Source organism: Mechercharimyces sp. CAU 1602 (assembly GCF_024753565.1).
Classification (GTDB): Bacteria; Bacillota; Bacilli; order Thermoactinomycetales; family JANTPT01; genus Mechercharimyces.
This window is the reverse complement of sequence record NZ_JANTPT010000001.1, coordinates 1,576,194-1,597,076: the sequence shown is the minus strand read 5'-3', so window position 1 is coordinate 1,597,076 and position 20,883 is coordinate 1,576,194. Positions and strand designations below refer to the sequence as shown.

The following is a 20,883-nucleotide window of genomic DNA, read 5'->3' as shown; positions in this document are numbered from 1 at the left end:
TGATATGATGAGTGAAAACAAACAAACGTTTGTAATAGAAAGGAGGGTTTAGTGGTGACAGGTAAAACTCATTGGGGTCTTGGTGTCATGTCTGGCGTCGCTGTAGCAGGATTAGATTCGGTACATGGGGATGCGGTAGCCACTGTGCTTACTGTGGTAGTGGCAACGCTTGCTTCAATTTTGCCAGATATTGATGATGAGGGTTCCGTGGTTAATAAATTTCTCTTTCAGGGTGTGCGCAAATCATGGCGTTCGTTCGCACTTGCCTTTGTCGGTGTGGCGATCATGCTGTTCTCCCTTTTTTATCAAGCTCCCTTGTGGGTATTGTTGGCGGGTTTATTTGCCTTATCGGTTGCTTTTGTTCCACACCGTTCATTTACACACTCGCTACTTGCATTGGCAGCCGTAGCGGGTATTACATATTTGGCGTCCCCGGTTCTGGTCCCAGCGATGGTTGCAGGGTATGCCTCGCACTTGTTAGCCGATTCGCTTACCCCGGCGGGAGTACCACTTTTGTGGCCGCTGTCCGTTCGGATCGGATTTGGACGCATCGGTCTACATTTTCCCACAGGGGGATGGGGAGACCGTGTATTAGGACGTCTTTCTTTGTGGATGGCTTCTCTTATGTGCGTATGGTTTCTCTTTGATGGTTTGTTCGTTGAAGGGACATGGGCAATGAGCTGGATTGAATCGGTATTATCTTATTTCTAAAAGAAGTGTTCGCGCTTTTTCCTCTCTCTCCTAGCTTGATCGGCGTATACTCTCTAGTAGTCGCCCATATAATATGAGTAAATGGTTGGACAAAGGAGAGGGCGGGGAATGAATGCTTATCGCATAACGTTACCAGCGGCATATGGGTTAGATGATGTAGGGCAGATGAGAGACTCTTTACAGCTCCAATTAGATAAGTTAGTTCGACTTGGATATCCTTGTACATATGAAATGTATGAAGAGAATGAGCGTACGATCTTCCGCTGTCAGTTGCATACGCATAACAAGGGTGAGTTACGCTTTCGCTATGGTCTGGGTCTAGCACTTGCTGATTATATTCTCTCATATAAGGCTCATGCTATTATACGTTCATTGATTCAGAAGCAGTTTCAATATGCTCATCCAGAGGAGACAGATGAAATTGAAGCGCATGTGCATCTATTGCTCCGTGAGCGAGAGCGTAAACAGAAAGAGAAGGGGGTACGGCTCACATACGAAGATCGTGTTGCACGTGGCGTAGCCCATTTCTTGGCTGCTCATCAGCAGGTGGCGGTGGATGGCTTTCTCCATTTTCGGATGAAGTCGTATCGGCGTTCACTAGAGCGGGTGGTAGAAAAGGCGATTGAAGATTATATGCTGGATCAGGAGTACAAAGAGTTTATTCAATTACTGCGGTACTTTGTACAGATCCAAGAATCAAAGATGCCTTTAGTTCATGTATTACATGTGGGACAACGTCGTTTTCGTCTCTTGGATCGTGAGGGTTCACCAGTACAAGTAGAAGTAGAGGGGAGCCCATCTTCCGATCTGATGGAACAGGTACACTCACACGAAGATTTGGTGGTAAGTACACTGCTTACGATGGCCCCGGCACATGTGATTTTACACTCGCGTCACCTTGAAGAGAATGTGATCCGTACCTTGGTACAAATTTTTGAAGGGCGAATTGTCGTCTGCGAAGGCTGTTCCGATTGTACCGCCAGCCTATATCTGAAAGGAGATGCTTGACATATAGGATAATGGTGGGTATACTACATACAATATTTTAATGCAATGACGAGGACACGCTTGTTCGTTAGCGGAAGAACCAGAGAAAGAGGGCCAGTGGCTGGAAGCCCTTTTCCTTTTCGCACAAATGAGTACCCCCTCCGAGCGGAAACTGGGAACACTTTTCGAAGTTAGTATCAGTTGACGGTGTTCACCCCGTTATCGGTGATTGAGGATGATCAAGGTTTTTCTTGATGATCGAACAAGGGTGGAACCACGGCAACGCTCGTCCCTTTCCAGGGATCGGAGCGTTTTTATTTTGTCTAAAAAGGGGAGAAGATGATGAGTGTAGCAGTAAAGTTACCTGATGGATCAGTTAAAGAGTATACGGACCCGGTGTCCGTAATCGAGGTGGCAACCTCTATTAGTAAGAGTTTAGCTAAAAAAGCGGTTGCTGGGAAAGTAAACGGTGAAGTAGTCGACCTAAATAAGGTGGTACAAGATCAAGATGAAGTGCAGATCGTTACCCTGGAGGATGAAGAGGGTTTAGAAGTGTATCGTCATAGTACCGCACACTTGATGGCGCAAGCGCTAAAGCGTTTGTATCCAGACGTGAAATTAGGGATTGGGCCAGTTATTGAAAATGGATTTTATTACGATGTGGATTTATCGGTAAACTTGACTCCAGAAGATTTGCCGAAGATTGAAGCGGAAATGAAGAAGATTGTAAAAGAGAACCTACAGATTAGGCGAAAAGTGGTATCGCGTGAAGAAGCGTTGCGCATCTACGAAGAAGTGGGTGATCCGCTAAAGTTAGAGCTGATTCGGGAATTGCCAGAAGGCGAAGAGATTAGTATCTATGAGCAAGGTGAATTTTTCGACTTATGCCGGGGCTCACATTTGCCGTCCACCGGTAAGATTAAAGCATTTAAATTACTTCATGTAGCAGGGGCGTATTGGCGCGGCGATTCTGATAATCAGATGTTACAACGTATCTATGGAACCGTGTGGCCAAAGCAGTCTGAGTTGGAAGCATACCTATATCAGATTGAAGAAGCAAAGAAGCGGGACCATCGTAAACTGGGGAAAGAACTAAAGCTGTTTATGTTCTCAGAAGAAGCGCCTGGAATGCCGTTTTTCCTTCCTAATGGCATGACACTGTGGAATGAATTGCAGGGTTTAGAGCGGGAAATGATTGCCCCGATGGGCTATGAAGAAGTGAAAACCCCATTGATGATGAATCAACGCTTGTGGCAACAGTCGGGTCACTGGGATCACTATCGTGAAAATATGTACTTCACCGATGTAGATGACACGGTGTATGCCCTAAAACCGATGAACTGTCCTGGTCATATGCTCATCTTTAAAAATGAGCTGCGTTCGTATCGTGAGTTGCCGATGCGGATCGCTGAATTTGGACAAGTGCATCGACATGAGCTCTCTGGGGCATTAAATGGAATGTTTCGTGTGCGTACTTTTACTCAAGATGATGCACATATCTTTGTTCGTCCTAACCAGATCGAAGTTGAAGTACAAAAGGTATTAGAGTTGGTTGATCAAATGTATTCTGTCTTTGGATTTCCGTATTCGATGGAACTTTCTACCCGTCCGGAGGACTCCATGGGTGAGGACCATCTATGGGAGCAGGCAGAAACTGCTTTGCAAAATGTATTAGACCGTTCGGGCGCGCAGTATCGGGTTAACGAAGGGGACGGGGCTTTTTATGGTCCTAAGATTGACTTTCACATTCGTGATGCATTGGGACGTAGTCACCAGTGTGCAACCATTCAGGTAGACTTCCAAATGCCGGAGAAGTTTGAGCTCAGTTATATTGATGAACAGAACGAGAAGGAACGTCCTGTCGTTATTCACCGTGCTGTTTTTGGCTCGTTAGATCGCTTTATCGCAGTTTTGATTGAACATTACGCAGGGGCATTTCCGGTATGGCTTGCTCCTGTACAAGCGAAAGTGTTGATTATTTCAGAAGCACAGTTAGAGTACGGGCAAGAAGTGGTTGCGCGCTTACAGCAGGCAGGTATTCGCGCTCAATTAGATGAACGCAATGAGAAGATCGGTTACAAAATCCGAGAAGCCCAGCTGGCTAAGATCCCATATATGTTGGTGGTAGGAGCGAAAGAAGCGGAAAACGGACAAGTGGCAGTGCGTAAACGTTCCGAAGGGGATGTGGGTGCTGTCGCCATAGATGATGTGATCCAAGAGATTGAAACGGCGATAGCGGAGCGCAAGTAAGACAGGAGATAGGGTTGTCTGTACTTGACGCTAGGCAATGAGGCATGATAGAATACAGAAAGTAACAAGCAGAAGCGCCCCGCTTCTCACCCGCTTGACGCTGATAAAGCAGTTGACGGGTTCTTGGGATGGTACGGAAGAACAAGTGCGGGCGTATGTACGCTCCGCACTTTTTTAATGGATATAACAGGTGAGCGGGGATTTCTGAATATCTCTTTCGGAGGTGGCAAGTTATTAGCAAGGATCATCAGGTAAATGATTCCATTCGCTCCCGTGAGGTGCGTGTTGTCGGTGAAGACGGTCAACAAGTTGGAATCATCCCAACCAAGGAAGCGTTGCGCATGGCTCAAGAGGCCGAGCTTGATTTGGTAGCAGTAGCACCACAGGCGAAGCCGCCCGTTTGTCGTATTATGGATTATGGCAAGTATCGTTATGAGCAGAGCAAGCGTGAAAAAGAGGCTAAAAAGAATCAAAAGATTATTCAGGTCAAAGAGATTCGCTTTAGTCCTTCGATTGAGGAACACGATTTGCAAACGAAACTGCGGAATGTGAAGAAGTTTTTACAAAATGGCGATAAAGTGAAATTGACCATTCGTTTCCGCGGTCGGGAAATTACTCACCAAGATTTAGGTCGCACAATCATGAAACGCATCGCTGACGATATGAAAGAACTTGGTGATGTAGAGCGTCATCCGAAGTTGGAAGGTCGCCATATGATCATGATTTTAGGTCCTAAGTCGACAGACTAAGTGAGGAGGTAATCAATCATGCCAAAAATGAAGACACGTCGTAGTGTGGCTAAGCGCTTCAAAAAGACAGGAACTGGTAAGATCAAGCGGTCTCATGCATTCATGAACCATATGCAGATCAATAAGCCAAAAAGTGCAAAGCGTAAACTGCGCAAGAGTGCTCTTTTGAGCAAAGGGGATACCAAGCGTATCGCACAGCAAATCACTTACATGAAATAATAGAAGCACCTAGGAGGTTTTGAACATGGCACGAGTGAAAGGCGGAGTTGTTACTCGCCGTCGTCGTAAAAAAGTGTTAAAGCTAGCCCGTGGTTATTATGGTTCTAAGCATACGCTTTTCAAAACGGCGAAACAACAAGTAATGAAATCCTTAATGTTTGCATACCGTGATCGTCGGCAGAAAAAGCGGAATTTCCGCAAGCTCTGGATTACACGGATTAACGCGGCAGCACGTATGAACGGTATGTCTTATAGTAAGTTGATGTTCGGCTTGAAGCAAGCAGGTATTGATATTAACCGTAAAATGCTGGCTGATCTCGCGATCAATGACGAAAAAGCATTTGCCGAGTTGGCTAACCTAGCAAAAGCGAAAGTAAATGCATAAAAAAGAAGGAAGCCCCATCTGTTCATTGTAACAGATGGGGCTTTTATCTTGTCCGAATGGGTTACCCCCACATCTATTAGTGGTTTTTTCAATCAGATGAAGTCCAAACTCCATCTAATATCCCGGTGTTTTAGCTTAAGCAAAAACGAGTGAGTTAAAGCGAGGCAGGAAGGTCAACTTGGAGGAGCGGCCACGTGGAGCGCCAATCTTTTTGCTTAACGCGCTTTGTATAGACAGCGATCATAGAAGGGTTTGTGCGAACATAGGGTGTAGGACATACTCGCAACTGAAAAGCATCTTTTAAGCCGTAGGGGTAAACAAAGTGGAGCTTTCCATCCTTACAAAGACGAACTCCTAGCGCAGTTGCTGTCTCCGGAAAGTGAGCGATCCCATCGCTCGCTGAACGATAAGGTGGAATGTGATTAATATGATGCATGCGAGCTTGGTTTTTGACTGACCATGGAACATCAGGGCGGAGTAGGTGTAAAGTATGTTCTATTTTTTTCTCGTGACTCTCTTCCGGACGATGAGAAAAATAGATGAGATCAATGTCAGGTAAGGGGGTTCGTTTGGTAAAGCCATGAATCTTATCCCATATTTTTGATCTGATAAAACCCGCACAAATCCACCAATCAGGTAACTGCTGTGTCGCTGCTACTTCTAGTATTCCCATCATCCATGGGTCCTCTTCTATCCATGTATGTAGATGATGTACATAATTCATATAAAGCCTCCTCGTAGGCAATCCTTTGCTTCATTCCCCTACCGTCTTTTTTCGGTGCGGCTTGCATTTTTCTTTCACACTATACCATAGTAATAGTAACCTAAACGAGGCAAACTAAGGGGTATAAAATGACCATATGATTGCTACGTTCATATCGCTAGTTTCCTTTAGAGTAGAGAGGTACCCAAAGTAGAGGGTGAATGGCGTTAACTACGTAAATGACAACGTTGTGATTAAGAGAAAAAAGGGAATACGAAATATAAATGTTAATAGAGCGGCAGATGGGTTGATAACAAAACCATTTCTATCTGATGAGGAGAATAAACATCCGTTGGCAACCGATTTCGCAACTTGAAGGAGGAAGAATGATGGGGAAAATAAAAGCAATTTGAAGCAGGTGACTTTAGATATAACGGGAATGACATGTGCCGCTTGTGCCAATCGGATCGAGAAAGGTTTGAGTAAAGTGAAGGGGGTGGCAGGTGCCAGTGTAAATTTTACACTTGAGCAGGCAACTCTCGATTACGATCCGAATGAGGTAGATCGTTCTCAGTTAGAAGAGAAAGTAAGGCAGTTGGGTTATGATACAGTGAACGAAGTGGCAGATTTCTCAATTTCAGGTATGACGTGTGCTGCATGTGCCAATCGAATTGAGAAGGGACTTCGTAACATAGAAGGAGTATCCTCTGCTACCGTTAATTTTGCTCTGGAAAGTGCTCGTGTGGAGTATGCTCCAGGAGAAGTATCACCGGTAGAGGTGGAGAAGAAAGTTGAAAAATTAGGTTATGGGGCGAAAGTACGCGCGGAGGAGAAGGAAGGAGACCATCGTGATGAGGAATTGGAAAGACAGAAGCGCAAGCTTCTTTTCTCTGCACTCCTTTCTCTCCCACTTTTATGGGGGATGGTCGCCCACTTTTCCTTTACTTCATCGATATATATTCCTGATTTGGTGATGAATCCATGGTTTCAGCTCCTCTTAGCAACGCCAGTTCAATTTTATATTGGCAAGCAGTTTTACGTAGGTGCCTATAAGGCGTTGCGTAATAAGAGTGCGAATATGGATGTGCTCATCGCATTGGGTACATCGGCGGCTTATTTATATAGTGGTTATCTCACCATCAAATGGTTTCTTGAAGGTGGGATTCATCATGAGATCCCATCCTTGTATTTTGAGACGAGTGCTGTTTTAATTACGCTTGTGATAATGGGTAAACTGTTTGAATCGCTGGCAAAGGGCAGGACATCAGAAGCGATTACCTCTTTAATGGGGTTGCAGGCAAAAACAGCAGTTGTGATTCGTAATAAAGAAGAACTTACGATATCCATAGATGACGTGCTTGTTGGGGATGTTCTTCGTATACGCCCGGGTGAAAAAGTACCCGTAGATGGAGAAGTGTTGGAAGGTGTTTCTTCGATAGACGAGTCGATGCTAACGGGGGAGAGTCTTCCTGTCGAGAAGAAGCCAGGGGATATGGTGATCGGTGCGACGATAAATAGGAATGGCGTGTTGGAAGTTAAAGCAACAAAAGTGGGTAAGGATACAGCGTTGGCACACATCATTAAAGTGGTGCGAGAAGCGCAAGGTTCAAAAGCCCCGATCCAGCGAGTGGCAGACGTGATTTCTGGAGTCTTTGTTCCAGTCGTGGTTGCGATAGCACTAGCTACATTTTTTGTATGGTTTTTCATAATTACCCCTAATCAGTTTGCAGAGGCGTTAGAAAAAGCGATCGCTGTATTGGTAATTGCATGCCCTTGTGCCTTGGGATTAGCTACACCTACCTCAATCATGGCAGGCTCGGGACGAGCGGCTGAACTTGGCATATTATTTAAAGGCGGCGAGCATCTAGAGCAAACGCATGAGGTGGATACGGTCGTATTAGATAAGACGGGAACTGTAACAAAAGGAGAGCCAGAGCTTACGGACATCATAGCCATTGACGATGAAAGTCACTTTTTGCGAACCGTAGGGAGCGCAGAAAAAAACTCTGAGCATCCGCTCGCAGAAGCGATAGTGGGGGGGATTCAAGAGCGAGGAGTTGAGCTAGAGAAAAGCTCCATGTTTGAAGCGATTCCAGGGTTTGGAATTAAAGCGGTAGTCGCAACAAAAGAAGTGTTGATTGGAACGCGCAGATTGATGGAGCAGCGTGGTGTGAATGCAAAAGCAGGATATGAAGAGATGGCGGTACTGGAAGAGCAAGGGAAAACTGTAATGTTAGTAGCGATTGAGGGTAAATATGCGGGTATGGTTGCTGTAGCAGATACGGTAAAGGAAAGTTCGCGGACTGCTATTGCTCGCCTTCAACAAATGGGGCTAACGGTGATGATGATCACGGGGGATAACGAGCGCACTGCACAAGCGATCGCGCATCAAGTTGGCATTCAACATGTACGGGCAGAGGTATTACCTACTGATAAGGCAGAAGAAGTGAAAAAGCTGCAATCAGCAGGGAAGAAGGTAGCGATGGTAGGAGATGGCATAAATGATGCTCCTGCCTTAGCAGTTGCTCATACTGGGATGGCGATCGGCACAGGAACGGATGTGGCGATGGAGGCGGCTGATGTAACCTTGATGAGAGGAGATCTGACACGTATTGCTGATGCGATAACAATGAGCCGCAAAACTATGATCAACATAAAGCAAAATCTGGGGTGGGCGTTGGGTTACAATACGCTTGGCATTCCTATCGCAGCTATGGGTTTCTTAGCTCCGTGGGTTGCCGGAGCGGCGATGGCGTTAAGTTCTGTTTCCGTTGTGCTTAATGCACTGCGATTACAACGGGCAAAAGTGTAGAGAAACTCCAGGGATCGTTTCTATAGGAAGAAGCACAATGGGTGCTTCTTTTTTGTGTGAGAATATCTTTTTCTCCATCTAAAGGAGGAGGAAGCATTCATCCTATATGCGCATGTCTTCATTTCTATAGTTGGATAGAATGAGCAAGAGAATGGAAGAAGTGGAGGGAGAGCGCTTATGATGCGGGGAGAACGTTCGTTTACGGCGTTGGTTCTCACAGTTTGTATGACAAACTTAGCTTATATCTTTTATACAATGGCAGTCGTGACGCGCCTGTATCAGGTATCCGCTTCAGCGGCAGTGGCAATTTTTATTGTGTCTGTGAGCGCGCGTATTGTTAGCAATACGTGTTTACCGTTGTTTGTAGATCGACTTAGAACGCGCTCTTTATTGGGATGGGCGCAAGCTGTACAACTCGTCATTGCAATGTTGATATGGGTGCTCGTTCAGTTTGAAAACAAGGAAGATTCCATGGACTTTATTGTCATCTTATTTATCTTGATTGCGATAATCTCTTTTTTTAATGGATGGATCCATCCATTAAAAAGTACCTATGTACGACTCTTGGTAGTGAAGAAACGACGAGTACGAGCGAACAGTATACTGAGTACGATTGATCATATGTTTTTATTTGCAGGATGGGCGTTGGGAGGGGTTTTTGTAGCTCTGCTTGGAATCAACGTGGCATTGCTTGTGACAGTAGTTCTTACGATCATCGCTATGTTGATGTTATTCTTGTTGCCAGTAGGGAGGAGAGAACGGAAGGGGAGTGAGATGAAGGAAAGGTGGAGCAAACGGCTGGCAAGTGGCTGGCGTGTGATTTGGAAGCAGCCTTTCTTACGCACTCTGATTATAATGGATGGGTGGGAAGCCTGGGCAGGAACGATTTGGATTGCTCCTGTCACCTTTGCGTATACAGAACAAGTTCTACAGGAAGGAGAAGCGTGGTGGGGGTATATTAACGGAATATACTATCTGGGTACATTTGCAGGTGGTTGGTTAGTCTATCGGTTTGCTACACGCATGGAAAAGAAGATTTGGATCTATATGGTGTTAGGTGCAGCTAGCTTTGGATTGCTTACATTGATTTATGGCTTGACATCACAGCCATGGTTAGCGTTAGTCCTCGTTTTTTTGATGGGTCCTGCCTATCAAATGCGGGATCTTGCTCAGGAAACGATGATACAAAATAGCACAGATGCGGAAGCCTTAACGAAAGTGATGGCAGCTCGTTCTAGCATGGTGCAGGTTATTTTCTTATTTTCGATGTTGATCATTACCTCTGTTATTACTTATATAGGGGTGGAGTGGATCTATATTGCAGCAGGAATGATGTTGCTCGTTTCTGCGGGATATGGAGCGAGTTGTTTTTCGAGAATGCAGACAGAAGGAAGTTTACTACTAGAGAATACGAGAGGAGAGCGTGTATATGAGTAATGGGTGTGCTCTCTACCGTCCGGTCAATTACACGTTAAGGTTCTGATCATCGCTTCTCTTATTTACGCTGCGGGGCTCTTAAGTCAAAATGGAGCCCACTTACTGCTGGTTTGGTCATGATAACGTAAAAGTGAAAAATATCTATATTCTTTATTGACATGGTATTCCATATCGTGATATTTTTATATGAAATCTCTATAGTTACATTAATATTGATATACATATCTATATTTAGGGGGAAGTTATGGATCACCACTATATTCATGTTAATAATATTCAGCTACATTATCTAGAGAAGCAGGGGAAGGGTCCAAATGTTCTACTATTGCATGGTTTAATGGGACGAGCTGCAGGGTGGTTTGAGAGGAACCAATGGCAATCTACACAATATCGGGTGGTGGCTTTTGATCAACGAGGTCATGGCTTAAGTGAAAAGGTTGAGGATGATTATTCACGCGATCAATATATAAATGATATTATTACTGTTATCGAAAATTTAAAAATGAAGCCTACTGTTCTCATCGGACACTCTCTGGGTGCATTGTATGCTTGGGGGGTTGCTGCCCGCCGTCCTGATTTAGTATCAGGTCTTATTATAGAGGATATGTCAGTGGTACAAGGAGAAAAACAAGCAGAGTGGAGAGAATGGTTAGATAGTTGGCCTATTCCCTTTCCGGACTTGAAAGCGGCGCATGAGTTTTTTGGGGCTTATCATGCTAGTTCAGCAAATAATTTTATGGAATTATTAGTGAAAAAAAGCGATGGTTATCGTCCTATGGTTCAGTTTGAGCATATCATTCAAACGATTGCCGGATATGAAAACAGGGAGTACTGGGATGAGCTAGATCATATCGAATGTCCAACCCTCGTTGTAGGTGGCGAAGAGAGTCATGTAGCAAAGGAAGAGCTAATCAGGATGGCTGATCGATTAAATGGTACATATATTGAAGTACCTCATGCAGGACACGTGATTCACTATGATCAACCAGAGGCATGGCAAGTATTAGTGGATCGTTTTATAGCGAAGCTGTAACACAAAGACTTCGTGCTAGATTCAAAAAATCCCCTTTCCTCAAAAGAGTAGGAGATTTTTTGAACATATAAGTGCAAGGTGTACTTGGATTTTAGTTTTGAGCTAAGTAGGTACGGAATACGGTAGCAGTTTGGAGATTATTTTACATTACAGCATGCTGTTCGCACGTGCGCAATCTTCAAATTCCCCTGCGTGCGCCCCATCACAAAACGGCTTCTTTTGCGAAAGACCACAGCGACACAGCGCAAATACTTTTTTTGTTGTAAATGCATTCCCATCGGCATCGATCAACTCAACCTCCCCTTTTACTAACAAAGGTCCTCGATCGGCTACCTTAATCGTTACATCTGCCATATGTACACCCCCTCATGAGTGTATTCTCCACCCCTTTCGTGAACCCTTTTAAAAGTTCACACTCGATATGAGTAACTGAACTGAGGGAGAGGATGGGATATATGTTTCTTGTATTCCGTGATCCATATAGAAATGGCCTATTAAAAAGAAGGGGACTTCTCCCCTTCTTTTTAATAGGCCAAATTTTGTGCTTGTCCGATTTCTTGTTGAGCTTGTTGGAGCTGATGTTGCGCCTGTTGGAGCTGGTTTTTTTGCTGTGCATTAGCTTGGACGTTAGCAAGGTTTTGAGCTTGTTGGATTTGCTGTTGCGCCTGTTGTAGTTGTTGCTGAGCTTGTTGCAATTGTTGCGGATTCATACTGCCCTGTGCTTGTTGAACGGCCTGATGAGCTTGTTGAGCGGCTTGCATAGCTTGTTGAATCTGCTGAGCTTGGTTTTGTGTCTGCACAAAAGTGGCCCCCTCGAATGAAAGGATGTGTGTTAAGGGTTTTCCTTAACAAATTGTAGTATATCCTTTAAAAGATGTATTATGCCATCGATAAAATGATCAACTTTTGTTAAGGTGGGTGGCTGCTCTGCGAGGGTTCTGGGAAGCGGTGATGGCAGAGATGACTGCTACTCCGTCGGCATAACGACGTACGTTTGCCGCATTCTCTACGGTGATACCACCAATCCCTACTGTGGGAAGGGGTTGGTCCAGGGTGGCGAGTATGTTAGGAATGGCATCCGGTCCAAGGGGTTCTCTTGCATCCTGTTTAGAAAAGGTAGTGTACATCGGACCGATGCCAAGATAATCAGCACCATCTAACTGAGCTTGTTCTGCCTCTGCCGGGGTTGAGACAGAGACCCCCATGATGAGCTTTGATCCTATTAATTGACGTACGGCTGCTGCAGGGAGATCAGTTTGCCCTACATGCACGCCATCTGCCTCTAAAGTAAGTGCTAAGTCGATACGATCATTCACAAAGAAAGGGATGTGATGGTGGCTACAGAGCATTCTTAATTTTGTTCCTAACTCGACGATCTCTTTCATCGGTAGAAGGGAGCCTTTTTCTCGAAACTGAAAGCAGGTGATACCGCCGTGAATCGCTTCTTCTAACACAGTGAGCGGGGAAGCGTGCTGACAATCTTGGCTTCCCATAACGAGATAAGTATGTAGTTGAGAGGGTAGTATATTACTTTTAGTCAAGTTACACTTCCTCCTTTCGTTGTTGATACGCCCAGTGATTTGTAGGGCCGTGTCCTTTCCCGATATTTATGGGTGAAGAGATTGCAGCTGTAATAAAGTCTTTCCCCAGCTGAACGGCTGCAGATAAGCTTTGTTTGCGGGCCAACTGTGCGGTGATGGCGGCAGATAATGTACAACCCGTTCCGTGTGTATGGATCGTGGTATAACGTTTTTGTGTAAAAGTATAAAACTTTTTCCCATCAAATAAGAGATCAGTAGCAAGTTCTCCCTGCCAATGCCCACCCTTGATGAGTACGGCACCCGCTCCCAAGTCGTACAAAGCATGAGCAGCCTCTTTTACCTCTTCCCAGTGTTTAATTTTGCGGCCTGTGAGTGCCTCAGCTTCCGGGATATTAGGGGTGATTAAAGTAGCGAGTGGAATGAGTAAGTCAATCAACGCTTCTTTAGCTTCTTCTGCAAGTAGGGCATCACCACTTTTAGCGATCATGACAGGGTCTACTACAACGCGTGGTAAGCGAAAGCGGATAATCTCTCCGGCAACTGCTTCAATGATTCGACTATTAGCGATCATTCCAGTTTTTACAGCATCAATGCCAATATCACTGGCAACCGCTTCGATTTGTGCTTGCACCATCTTGGGCGGGAGCTCATAAATCTCAGTTACTGTTTCCGTGTTTTGCGCCGTAACAGCAGTGATCGCACTCATACCGAATACATCGAGCTCTTGAAATGTTTTTAAATCAGCTTGTATTCCAGCGCCGCCGCCGCTATCTGATCCTGCTATGGTTAGTGCTCGCGCAATGCTCATCGTAAATTCTCCTTTTAATCTTTTTGTTCCTCTCATTATTGTATCGTAAACAAACAAGAGAGTAAAAAGTGGATCTATGCGTAAGTTAGGCGATTTATAGAGGCAATATCGACTATACCAAGTGATGATAAAGAACGTAGTTTATAGAGAGGCAGCCGAAATGAAGGAGGAGTGCGGGATGAGTGATGCAAGTCTTAGTAGCTGCTTTGGTGGTTATGGATCGGGTTGTATTTGGCTGATCATCATTATATTGATCATCTTATTTGTACTATGTATTTGTTGGTGGGGCTTCTCATCTTGGTTTGGTGGTTATGGATACGGTGGCTATGGGCCTTGTAACCCTTGTTACTAAAAGATTCAAGCCTCTCTTTTTGAGGCTTGTTTTTGTGTTAGAATAAAGATGAGTGTCAAGTCGATAAAAGGAGAAATACATAATGGGAAATGAGAGAGAAACATTGAAAGAACTTATGCGTGAATTGACCGAAACTCCCGGTCCATCTGGAAACGAAGCACCTGTGCGTAAGGTTATGGAAAAATGGGTGAAGCCATATGCAGATGAGTTGACAAGTGATGGTCTGGGAAGTCTGATTGCTCGTAAAGGAAGTAAAGGCCCGCGGGTTATGATAGCAGGACATCTCGACGAAATCGGTTTTATGGTAACTCGCATTACGGATGAAGGATTTCTTAAGTTTGAAACTCTGGGTGGTTGGGTGACCCACATGATGTTGTCACAGCGTGTGGAAGTGATGACGGATAAAGGCATTATCCTAGGTGTGATCGGTTCGGTTCCACCACATATTATGACAGCGGAACAGCGCAAAAAATCATTTCAGATGAGCGAGCTCTTTATTGATATCGGGGCAAAAGATCGTGAGCACGCAGAGGAGATGGGCGTACGTCAAGGGGATACAGTCGTGCCATACTCTCCTTTTACAGAAATGAATGGAACTGACATGTGGCTCGGTAAAGCTTTTGATAACCGCATCGGATGTGCTGTAGCAGTAGAAGTGATGCGTCAATTACAGAATGAAGCTCTCCCTAATGCACTCTATTCAGTAGGCACAGTGCAAGAAGAAGTAGGGTGTCGAGGTGCTCGTACATCAGCAGCCGCTATTCAACCAGATATTGCTTTTGCTGTCGATGTGGGCATTGCCGGTGATACTCCAGGTGTAAAAGCGGACGATGCTCCAATCAAAGTGGGGGAAGGTCCGGCACTGGTGTTGGTTGATGGGGGCCATGTAGTTCATCGAGGTTTATTGCGCTTTGTGCAACAAACAGCGGAAGAAGCGGGTATCCCTGTGCAGTATGAATGGATGAATGGTGGTGCAACGGATGCTAGCTACATTCATTTGAATAACAGTGGTGTGCCTACGATTTCGATCTCTGTACCCACTCGTTATATTCATGGTCACACCGCTATGGTATTAAAGGATGACATTGAGCAAGTGGTCGCATTATTGACAGCTGTTATTCGTAAGCTGGATGAGCAAGCAGTGAAACAGATTTTGGAGCAATAGCTTATGATAGAATCTACAAAAAGAGACCTTCACCCAACAAGGGTGGAGGTCTCTTTTTGTAGGTTATAAGGGGGCTTTTGCGTTTTCAGGCATCGCTTGATGTAAAACGTTAACTAGTTGCTGTTTTTCTTCTTCATCGCTATTTTTCCACACTAATTCAAATACGACTCCAAGCCCAGGGAGTAGCTTTTCGTCTCCCTCTTTGATGGAATCTTGTATCATGCCAGAGAGCTCTTCTTTATCCATTTCATGGATGTTGTAGATGACAGCGCCTCGCACATCGAAATTCATCTCGCACCACCTCCTGTCATGTGTTATTGTGACCAACGGAGGCTGACTTATCCGTTGATGGTCGATTATGTTATAATGAGTCCACGATTTCTTGTGAGGACAAGGGGGAAGGGTATGAGTAAACAATTTGCTGTAGTCGGTTTGGGGAGATTTGGAGGTAGTGTAGCGAAAACCCTCCATGATATGGGATACGAAGTGCTAGCGATTGATCGTGATCCTGAGCGTGTTCAGGAGTATGCTCAAATTGTGACGCATGCGGTCGAGGCAAATTCGACCGATGAATCAGCGCTAAAAGCACTGGGACTGCGAAATTTTGATGTGGTGGTGGTTGCTATTGGGGAAGATATCCAATCTAGTATTATGACCACCCTATTGATGAAAGAAAGTGGTGTGAGTAACGTCGTGGTGAAGGCACGAAATGATCTTCACGGTAAAGTGCTTTATAAAATTGGAGCAGATAAAGTCGTTTATCCTGAGAGAGATATGGGTGTACGGGTTGTCCATCATCTAATCTCCCCCAATATCTTAGATTATATTGAACTAGCGGACGATTATAGTATTGTGGAGATCCGTGCAAATGAGTTTTTTGCGGGGAAAACATTACAAGAACTAGATATTCGTGCGCGCTTTGGTTGTAACGTGATGGCGATTAGAAGTGGAAAGGGCTTTAATATCGCGCCATTGGCGGATGATACGATTCGCTTAGGAGATATGTTGGTTGTCATTGGGCACAACAATGATCTGAAAAAATTAGAGGAGAAGGCTTAAACGATGCGGATACAAGCAATCGGCTCCACTCACAATGATAAGTTTAAGCGCTGGTCGAAACTAAAGACGAGTAAAGGACGGAAAAAATACCGCGCCCTCTTGATTGAGGGAGAGCATTTGCTTCAGGAGGCGATGCAAGCGGGTTGGCAAGTTAACGCTGTAATCATAGATGATGAAAATGAAAAAGCATGGCAGCAAGTGGAGGTCTACTTTAATCAAGAGGATGATCAACTTGTCTATGCATTGGAGAGTGGGTTGTTTCATCAATTGATGGAAACCTATTCCCCACAAGGAATAGCAGCAGAGGTTTCGTTTCCAGCTGAGATAGAGAGCATTGATGACGATAAAGGCGTCGGGCCGCTACTATTATTAGATGAGATTCAAGATCCTGGGAATATGGGAACACTTCTGCGAACAGCGGAAGCAGCAGGGGTAGCGGAAGTATGGATTGGTGAGGGAACAGTAGATTTATACAATAGCAAGGTAGTGCGGGCGGCAATGGGCTCTCTTTTCCGTCTACGCACACGGCATGTAGATTTATATGAGGGGATTTCAGACTTACAACAGCGAGGAATTTTAGTGGTGGGTACGGCGCTTGAAGGGGCGATAGATTGTTATTCAGCTTCCTATCCTGATCGGGTGGCATTTTTATTTGGGAATGAAGGAAGTGGAGTAGACCCCTCTTTACAAACACTGTGCGATTTGAAAGTGAAAATTCCAATGCAAGCTCCTGTCGAGTCTCTCAATGTGTCTGTTTCAGCGGCAATCTTATTGTATGATTGGGTGAGACGACAGCAAGGTTAGTCTCGCACTTGCAAGCAAAGAGGGAGCTTGCTATAATAAAAGTTGAATTTTCAAGGGTAAATGCTAAGAAAGAGAAGAGTAAATGATTCATCCTTGCCAGGGAGAGAGTGTCACGACTGGAAACACTCTTCATGATGATGAATGATTGAAGTTCGCTCTGGAGCAGTCCTCTAAAATGACCGTTAGTTAGGTGTGAGAGTAGGAGGTACCGGGTACGCCCGTTATTGCGTGTAGAAGAGGAATAGTGATGTACATAAGCGTGTTTAGGATGCGCTCACACTGTTCAATGAGGGTGGTACCGCGGTCTCTCGTCCCTTTATCGGATGAGGGATTTTTTTGTGTATATAGAAAGGGGTGTATGTGTGATGCAAGAGCGCTTAGAAGAGATTAAGCAAAATACATTGTCACAGCTCGCTACAGCTTCGGATCTGGAGCAAGTGAAAGAGTTACGTGTAAAGGTACTCGGAAAAAAGGGGGAGATTACGCAAGTATTGCGTGGGATGGGTAGTTTGTCCGCGGAAGAGAGACCGCGTGTGGGGCAATTAGCCAATCGTTTGCGGCAAGAAGTAGAGGCAGCTATAGAGACGAAAGAGAAAGAATTGGAAAAACAAGCGATGCAACAACGTTTGCAGGAGGAGAAGGTAGATGTTACATTGCCAGGTGTTCCTCGCCCTCTAGGGGCTATTCACCCTTTAACTGCAGTGATCGAACAAGTAGAAGATATATTTATCGGAATGGGCTTTGCGGTAGCTGAAGGACCTGAAGTGGAACAAGATTACTATAACTTTGAAGCTCTCAACGTACCGAAAGACCATCCAGCTCGCGATATGCAAGATACATTTTATTTGACAGAGGATTTATTGCTTCGTACTCAGACATCGCCAGTGCAAATTCGTACGATGCGTAAGAAAGAAGGTCATGTGCCGATTCGTATCATCTGTCCAGGTACCGTGTATCGTCGAGACGATGATGATGCTACCCATTCTCATCAATTTATGCAAATTGAGGGATTGGTAGTGGATCGGGGTGTATCGATGACAGAGTTAAAAGGTACCTTACTTGCTTTTGTAAAGCAGATGTTCGGCGAAGAACAATCCATTCGATTGCGTCCCAGTTATTTCCCCTTCACGGAGCCCAGTGTAGAAGTAGACATCCGCTGTATGAAGTGTAATGGTGGAGGATGCCGAATCTGTAAAGAGACAGGATGGATTGAGATTTTGGGAGCAGGAATGGTTCACCCCCATGTGTTGAGAAGTAGTGGTTATGATGAGAAGCGTTATACAGGATTTGCTTTCGGTATTGGAGTGGAGCGAGTGGCAATGCTGAAATATGGAGTGGACGACATTCGGCATTTCTATACCAATGATCTTCAATTTTTACGTCAATTCCGGTCAGTATAAGGAGTGAGTTAGATGAAAATATCAACCCGATGGTTACAAGAAGTGGTGTCTGTACAGGATATAGCGGTAGATAAGATTGCTGATAAATGTACCTTTGGCGGAATTGAGGTAGAGGGAGTAGAATCGCGCAATAAAGGAGTTTCAAAAGTCTTATTAGGACGGGTTGTTTCTGTAAAGGCTCATCCTGATGCAGATAAATTACGAATTTGTTTCGTAGATATAGGCGAAGAGGAAGATCGACAAATTGTGTGTGGCGCTCCCAACGTGGCAGAAGGGCAGTGGGTGCCTGTTGCAATAGAAGGGGCACGCCTTCCTGGTGGTATGAAGATTAAGCGTTCTAAATTGCGTGGTGTTGAGTCTCGCGGGATGATCTGCTCGGCGAAAGAGATCGGACTGGAAGAGAAACTTTTACCGAAGGGAAAGGAAGAAGGAATTCTCGTTTTAAATGAGAGCGATGCGCCTGTAGGAACTCCGATTACAGATGTGTTGGAACTGGATGATCAGATAATGGAACTAGGACTTACCCCTAATCGCTCTGACTGTCTTTCCATGTGGGGAATGGCATATGAAGTAGCGGCTCTCTTTGAACGGGATCTTTCTATACCACAAGCGGAAGAACTCCAGCCTGGTATAGGTGCGGTGGAACATATTGAGATCCACTTACAGGCGGAAGAAGAATGTCCGTTGTATGCAGGCCAAGTGGTTGATGTGAAGATTGCTCCCTCACCACAATGGATGCAAAACCGGTTGATGGCGATGGGGATTCGCCCAGTGAATAACGTTGTTGATATTACAAACTATGTGATGTTAGAGTATGGTCAACCGCTACACGCGTTTGATTATGATCGTATTAATGCTCAAAAAATTAAGGTGCGGCATGCGTTTGCTGAAGAGAGAATACAAACTTTGGATGGAGTAGAGCGCATCCTGGATGAGGAAATGTTGGTGATAGCTGATGGGCAAGATGAACCGCTTGCGTTGGCGGGTATTATGGGGGGATCTTCCTCTGAAGTAACAGCGGAAACGACTCGTGTGTTAGTAGAATCAGCTTACTTCACCCCAACCATGGTAAGACAAACTTCGCGCAAATTAGGTTTGCGTACTGAAGCGAGCAATCGCTTTGATAAGGGTGTTGACCCTGAACGTGTGATTCCAGCACTACAGCGAACGGTTCAATTACTAGTGGAACTGGCAGGAGGGAGTGTACGTTCTTCTGTGACCTCGCAACATGTTGGCGGGATTGAAGATGTGACCATTAGTCTAAAGCATGAGCGCTTAACGACTTTGTTGGGTGTACAAATTCATCCTGAAGAGGTGGAAAAAATCTTTCACCGGCTCCGTTTTGATGTTAAGCGGGAAGGGGAGCAATACTTTGTAACGGTACCTTCACGTCGTCAAGATGTAACACTAGATGTTGATTTGATCGAGGAAGTGGCGCGTCTTTACGGATACGATCGCCTTCCTACCACGTTACCTTGGGGAAAACAATCTCCTGGGGGATTGACGAAAGACCAGCAGATGCGGCGTGTGATACGTCAAACTCTTCGTTCGATGGGGATGCATGAAGTAAAAACTTATTCATTGACGAAAGAGACAGCTGGGAAAGAGATGGCATCGATTACAGGAAAGGAACAACCTAAACCCATTCCCGTGATGATGCCGATGAGTCGGGAGCATAGTGTATTGCGCACCAGTCTGTTGCCTCACTTGATTGAGGTGGCTTCGTATAATATTAAGCGGCAACATGAACGGGTATCGTTATTTGAGATTGGCCGCACGTACATTAATGAAAAGGACGATTTATTAGAGCAACCATATGAACGGTGGGAATTATCAGGTTTGTTGACTGGGGATTTAATTCCTTCTAACTGGAATATGAGCTCTCCTCCGATCGATTTTTTTGTTGCCAAGGGTGTGCTCCATACTCTCTTTATGCGTTTGGGTATCGAAGAGGTTGAATACCAGGCTGCACAGCCAGTAGGGTTTCATCCAGGTCGAACAGCACAGATGGTACTTGCTGGAGAGGTGATTGGATTGATAGGTCAATTACACCCTCTTGTAGCAGATCAGCATGGCTTGGAAGATACTGTTATATGCCAAATTGATCTTAGTTTACTGTTTCAAGTGGCAGGCCCACAGATTAAATTTGAAGCGCTAAAGCGTCATCCAGCAGTATCGCGTGACTTGGCATTGGTTGTAGGAGAAGATGTCCCTTCAGCTCAGATTGAAACAGCAATCTTAAGTGTTGGTGGAGAGTGGTTGGAGCGTGTCAACTTGTTTGATGTATTTGCGGGTAACCAAATTGGTGCTGGTAAAAAAAGTGTGGCATATGCGCTAACTTATCGCCATCCAGAGCGGACGCTGACGGACGAAGAGGTTCATCAAATGCATGGGAAAATCGTACAACATATAACAGAAACACTGGGAGCAGAGCTCAGGCAATAAAGAGGCGAAGTTGAGGAGTAATA

22 protein-coding genes and 1 other annotated feature are annotated in these 20,883 nt (G+C 44.9%); of the genes, 16 read left to right on the top strand and 6 right to left on the bottom strand.

All coding sequences use genetic code 11. From position 1 onward, the window contains the following. Positions 1 to 54 precede the first annotated feature (54 nt). The 7 genes from NXZ84_RS08275 (at position 55) to rplT (ending at position 5,301) form a co-directional block, all read left to right on the top strand. The gene (locus NXZ84_RS08275) at positions 55 to 711 is read left to right on the top strand and encodes a metal-dependent hydrolase (protein WP_258839793.1); all 657 of its coding nucleotides are present in this window, start codon (positions 55 to 57) and stop codon (positions 709 to 711) included. A 108-nt stretch (positions 712 to 819) separates the two neighbouring features. Next, the gene (ytxC, locus tag NXZ84_RS08270; protein ID WP_258839792.1) at positions 820 to 1,719 is read left to right on the top strand and encodes a putative sporulation protein YtxC; all 900 of its coding nucleotides are present in this window, start codon (positions 820 to 822) and stop codon (positions 1,717 to 1,719) included. 321 nt (positions 1,720 to 2,040) lie between these two features. After that, complete coding sequence (thrS, locus tag NXZ84_RS08265; protein WP_258839791.1) at positions 2,041 to 3,948, top strand: threonine--tRNA ligase; 1,908 nt, start codon at positions 2,041 to 2,043, stop codon at positions 3,946 to 3,948. Positions 3,949 to 3,985: 37 nt separating this feature from the next. Continuing rightward, complete coding sequence (locus NXZ84_RS08260; RefSeq protein WP_258839790.1) at positions 3,986 to 4,126, top strand: hypothetical protein; 141 nt, start codon at positions 3,986 to 3,988, stop codon at positions 4,124 to 4,126. Positions 4,127 to 4,148: 22 nt separating this feature from the next. Beyond that, complete coding sequence (gene infC, locus NXZ84_RS08255; protein ID WP_309495815.1) at positions 4,149 to 4,697, top strand: translation initiation factor IF-3; 549 nt, start codon at positions 4,149 to 4,151, stop codon at positions 4,695 to 4,697. Between the two features lie 18 nt (positions 4,698 to 4,715). After that, complete coding sequence (gene rpmI, locus NXZ84_RS08250) at positions 4,716 to 4,916, top strand: 50S ribosomal protein L35 (protein ID WP_258839789.1); 201 nt, start codon at positions 4,716 to 4,718, stop codon at positions 4,914 to 4,916. Between the two features lie 25 nt (positions 4,917 to 4,941). Further along, entirely contained in the window at positions 4,942 to 5,301 is a 360-nt protein-coding gene (gene rplT, locus NXZ84_RS08245) for a 50S ribosomal protein L20 (RefSeq protein ID WP_258839788.1), read from the top strand. A gap of 154 nt (positions 5,302 to 5,455) precedes the next feature. Here the strand turns inward: rplT and NXZ84_RS08240 are convergent, their stop codons facing one another. Beyond that, complete coding sequence (locus NXZ84_RS08240) at positions 5,456 to 6,025, bottom strand: nucleotidyltransferase family protein (protein WP_258839787.1); 570 nt, start codon at positions 6,023 to 6,025, stop codon at positions 5,456 to 5,458. 388 nt (positions 6,026 to 6,413) lie between these two features. On the opposite strand from NXZ84_RS08240, the gene NXZ84_RS08235 reads away from it, so the two are divergent. From NXZ84_RS08235 to NXZ84_RS08225, 3 genes are all read left to right on the top strand, one after another. Next, positions 6,414 to 8,816 carry a heavy metal translocating P-type ATPase gene (locus NXZ84_RS08235; protein WP_258839786.1) on the top strand — a complete coding sequence of 801 codons (2,403 nt, stop codon included), beginning with the start codon at positions 6,414 to 6,416 and terminating at the stop codon, positions 8,814 to 8,816. A 180-nt stretch (positions 8,817 to 8,996) separates the two neighbouring features. Then, positions 8,997 to 10,253, top strand: a complete 1,257-nt coding sequence (locus NXZ84_RS08230; RefSeq protein WP_258839785.1) for an MFS transporter — start codon at positions 8,997 to 8,999, stop codon at positions 10,251 to 10,253. A gap of 244 nt (positions 10,254 to 10,497) precedes the next feature. Next, positions 10,498 to 11,286 (top strand): alpha/beta fold hydrolase, encoded by a 789-nt coding sequence (locus NXZ84_RS08225; RefSeq protein ID WP_258839784.1) that lies wholly within the window; start codon positions 10,498 to 10,500, stop codon positions 11,284 to 11,286. A 147-nt stretch (positions 11,287 to 11,433) separates the two neighbouring features. Here NXZ84_RS08225 and NXZ84_RS08220 read toward each other — a convergent pair whose 3' ends face one another. From NXZ84_RS08220 to thiD, 4 genes are all read right to left on the bottom strand, one after another. Next, complete coding sequence (locus NXZ84_RS08220; RefSeq protein ID WP_258839783.1) at positions 11,434 to 11,640, bottom strand: CDGSH iron-sulfur domain-containing protein; 207 nt, start codon at positions 11,638 to 11,640, stop codon at positions 11,434 to 11,436. A gap of 170 nt (positions 11,641 to 11,810) precedes the next feature. After that, positions 11,811 to 12,086, bottom strand: a complete 276-nt coding sequence (locus NXZ84_RS08215; RefSeq protein WP_258839782.1) for a hypothetical protein — start codon at positions 12,084 to 12,086, stop codon at positions 11,811 to 11,813. Between the two features lie 99 nt (positions 12,087 to 12,185). Beyond that, positions 12,186 to 12,827, bottom strand: a complete 642-nt coding sequence (gene thiE / locus NXZ84_RS08210) for a thiamine phosphate synthase (protein ID WP_258839781.1) — start codon at positions 12,825 to 12,827, stop codon at positions 12,186 to 12,188. 1 nt (position 12,828) lies between these two features. Next, complete coding sequence (thiD, locus tag NXZ84_RS08205) at positions 12,829 to 13,635, bottom strand: bifunctional hydroxymethylpyrimidine kinase/phosphomethylpyrimidine kinase (protein WP_258839780.1); 807 nt, start codon at positions 13,633 to 13,635, stop codon at positions 12,829 to 12,831. 178 nt (positions 13,636 to 13,813) lie between these two features. Here thiD and NXZ84_RS08200 point away from each other — a divergent pair, with 178 nt between their 5' ends. Next, positions 13,814 to 13,987, top strand: coding sequence for a hypothetical protein (locus NXZ84_RS08200; RefSeq protein WP_258839779.1), 174 nt, complete (start codon positions 13,814 to 13,816; stop codon positions 13,985 to 13,987). Positions 13,988 to 14,069: 82 nt separating this feature from the next. After that, the gene (locus NXZ84_RS08195) at positions 14,070 to 15,152 is read left to right on the top strand and encodes a M42 family metallopeptidase (protein ID WP_258839778.1); all 1,083 of its coding nucleotides are present in this window, start codon (positions 14,070 to 14,072) and stop codon (positions 15,150 to 15,152) included. 63 nt (positions 15,153 to 15,215) lie between these two features. On the opposite strand, the gene sspI is transcribed toward NXZ84_RS08195, so the two are convergent. Then, positions 15,216 to 15,443, bottom strand: a complete 228-nt coding sequence (gene sspI / locus NXZ84_RS08190) for a small acid-soluble spore protein SspI (RefSeq protein WP_258839777.1) — start codon at positions 15,441 to 15,443, stop codon at positions 15,216 to 15,218. Positions 15,444 to 15,557: 114 nt separating this feature from the next. Between sspI and NXZ84_RS08185 the strand changes: the two genes are divergently transcribed. From NXZ84_RS08185 to pheT, 4 genes are all read left to right on the top strand, one after another. Then, the gene (locus NXZ84_RS08185) at positions 15,558 to 16,211 is read left to right on the top strand and encodes a potassium channel family protein (protein WP_258839776.1); all 654 of its coding nucleotides are present in this window, start codon (positions 15,558 to 15,560) and stop codon (positions 16,209 to 16,211) included. A 3-nt stretch (positions 16,212 to 16,214) separates the two neighbouring features. Beyond that, positions 16,215 to 17,015 carry a TrmH family RNA methyltransferase gene (locus NXZ84_RS08180; protein ID WP_258839775.1) on the top strand — a complete coding sequence of 267 codons (801 nt, stop codon included), beginning with the start codon at positions 16,215 to 16,217 and terminating at the stop codon, positions 17,013 to 17,015. Positions 17,016 to 17,071: 56 nt separating this feature from the next. Further along, positions 17,072 to 17,334 (top strand) — a binding site (T-box leader). Between the two features lie 46 nt (positions 17,335 to 17,380). Continuing rightward, complete coding sequence (gene pheS / locus NXZ84_RS08175) at positions 17,381 to 18,415, top strand: phenylalanine--tRNA ligase subunit alpha (protein ID WP_258840367.1); 1,035 nt, start codon at positions 17,381 to 17,383, stop codon at positions 18,413 to 18,415. Positions 18,416 to 18,427: 12 nt separating this feature from the next. Beyond that, the gene (gene pheT, locus NXZ84_RS08170) at positions 18,428 to 20,860 is read left to right on the top strand and encodes a phenylalanine--tRNA ligase subunit beta (protein WP_258839774.1); all 2,433 of its coding nucleotides are present in this window, start codon (positions 18,428 to 18,430) and stop codon (positions 20,858 to 20,860) included. Positions 20,861 to 20,883: the final 23 nt, after the last annotated feature.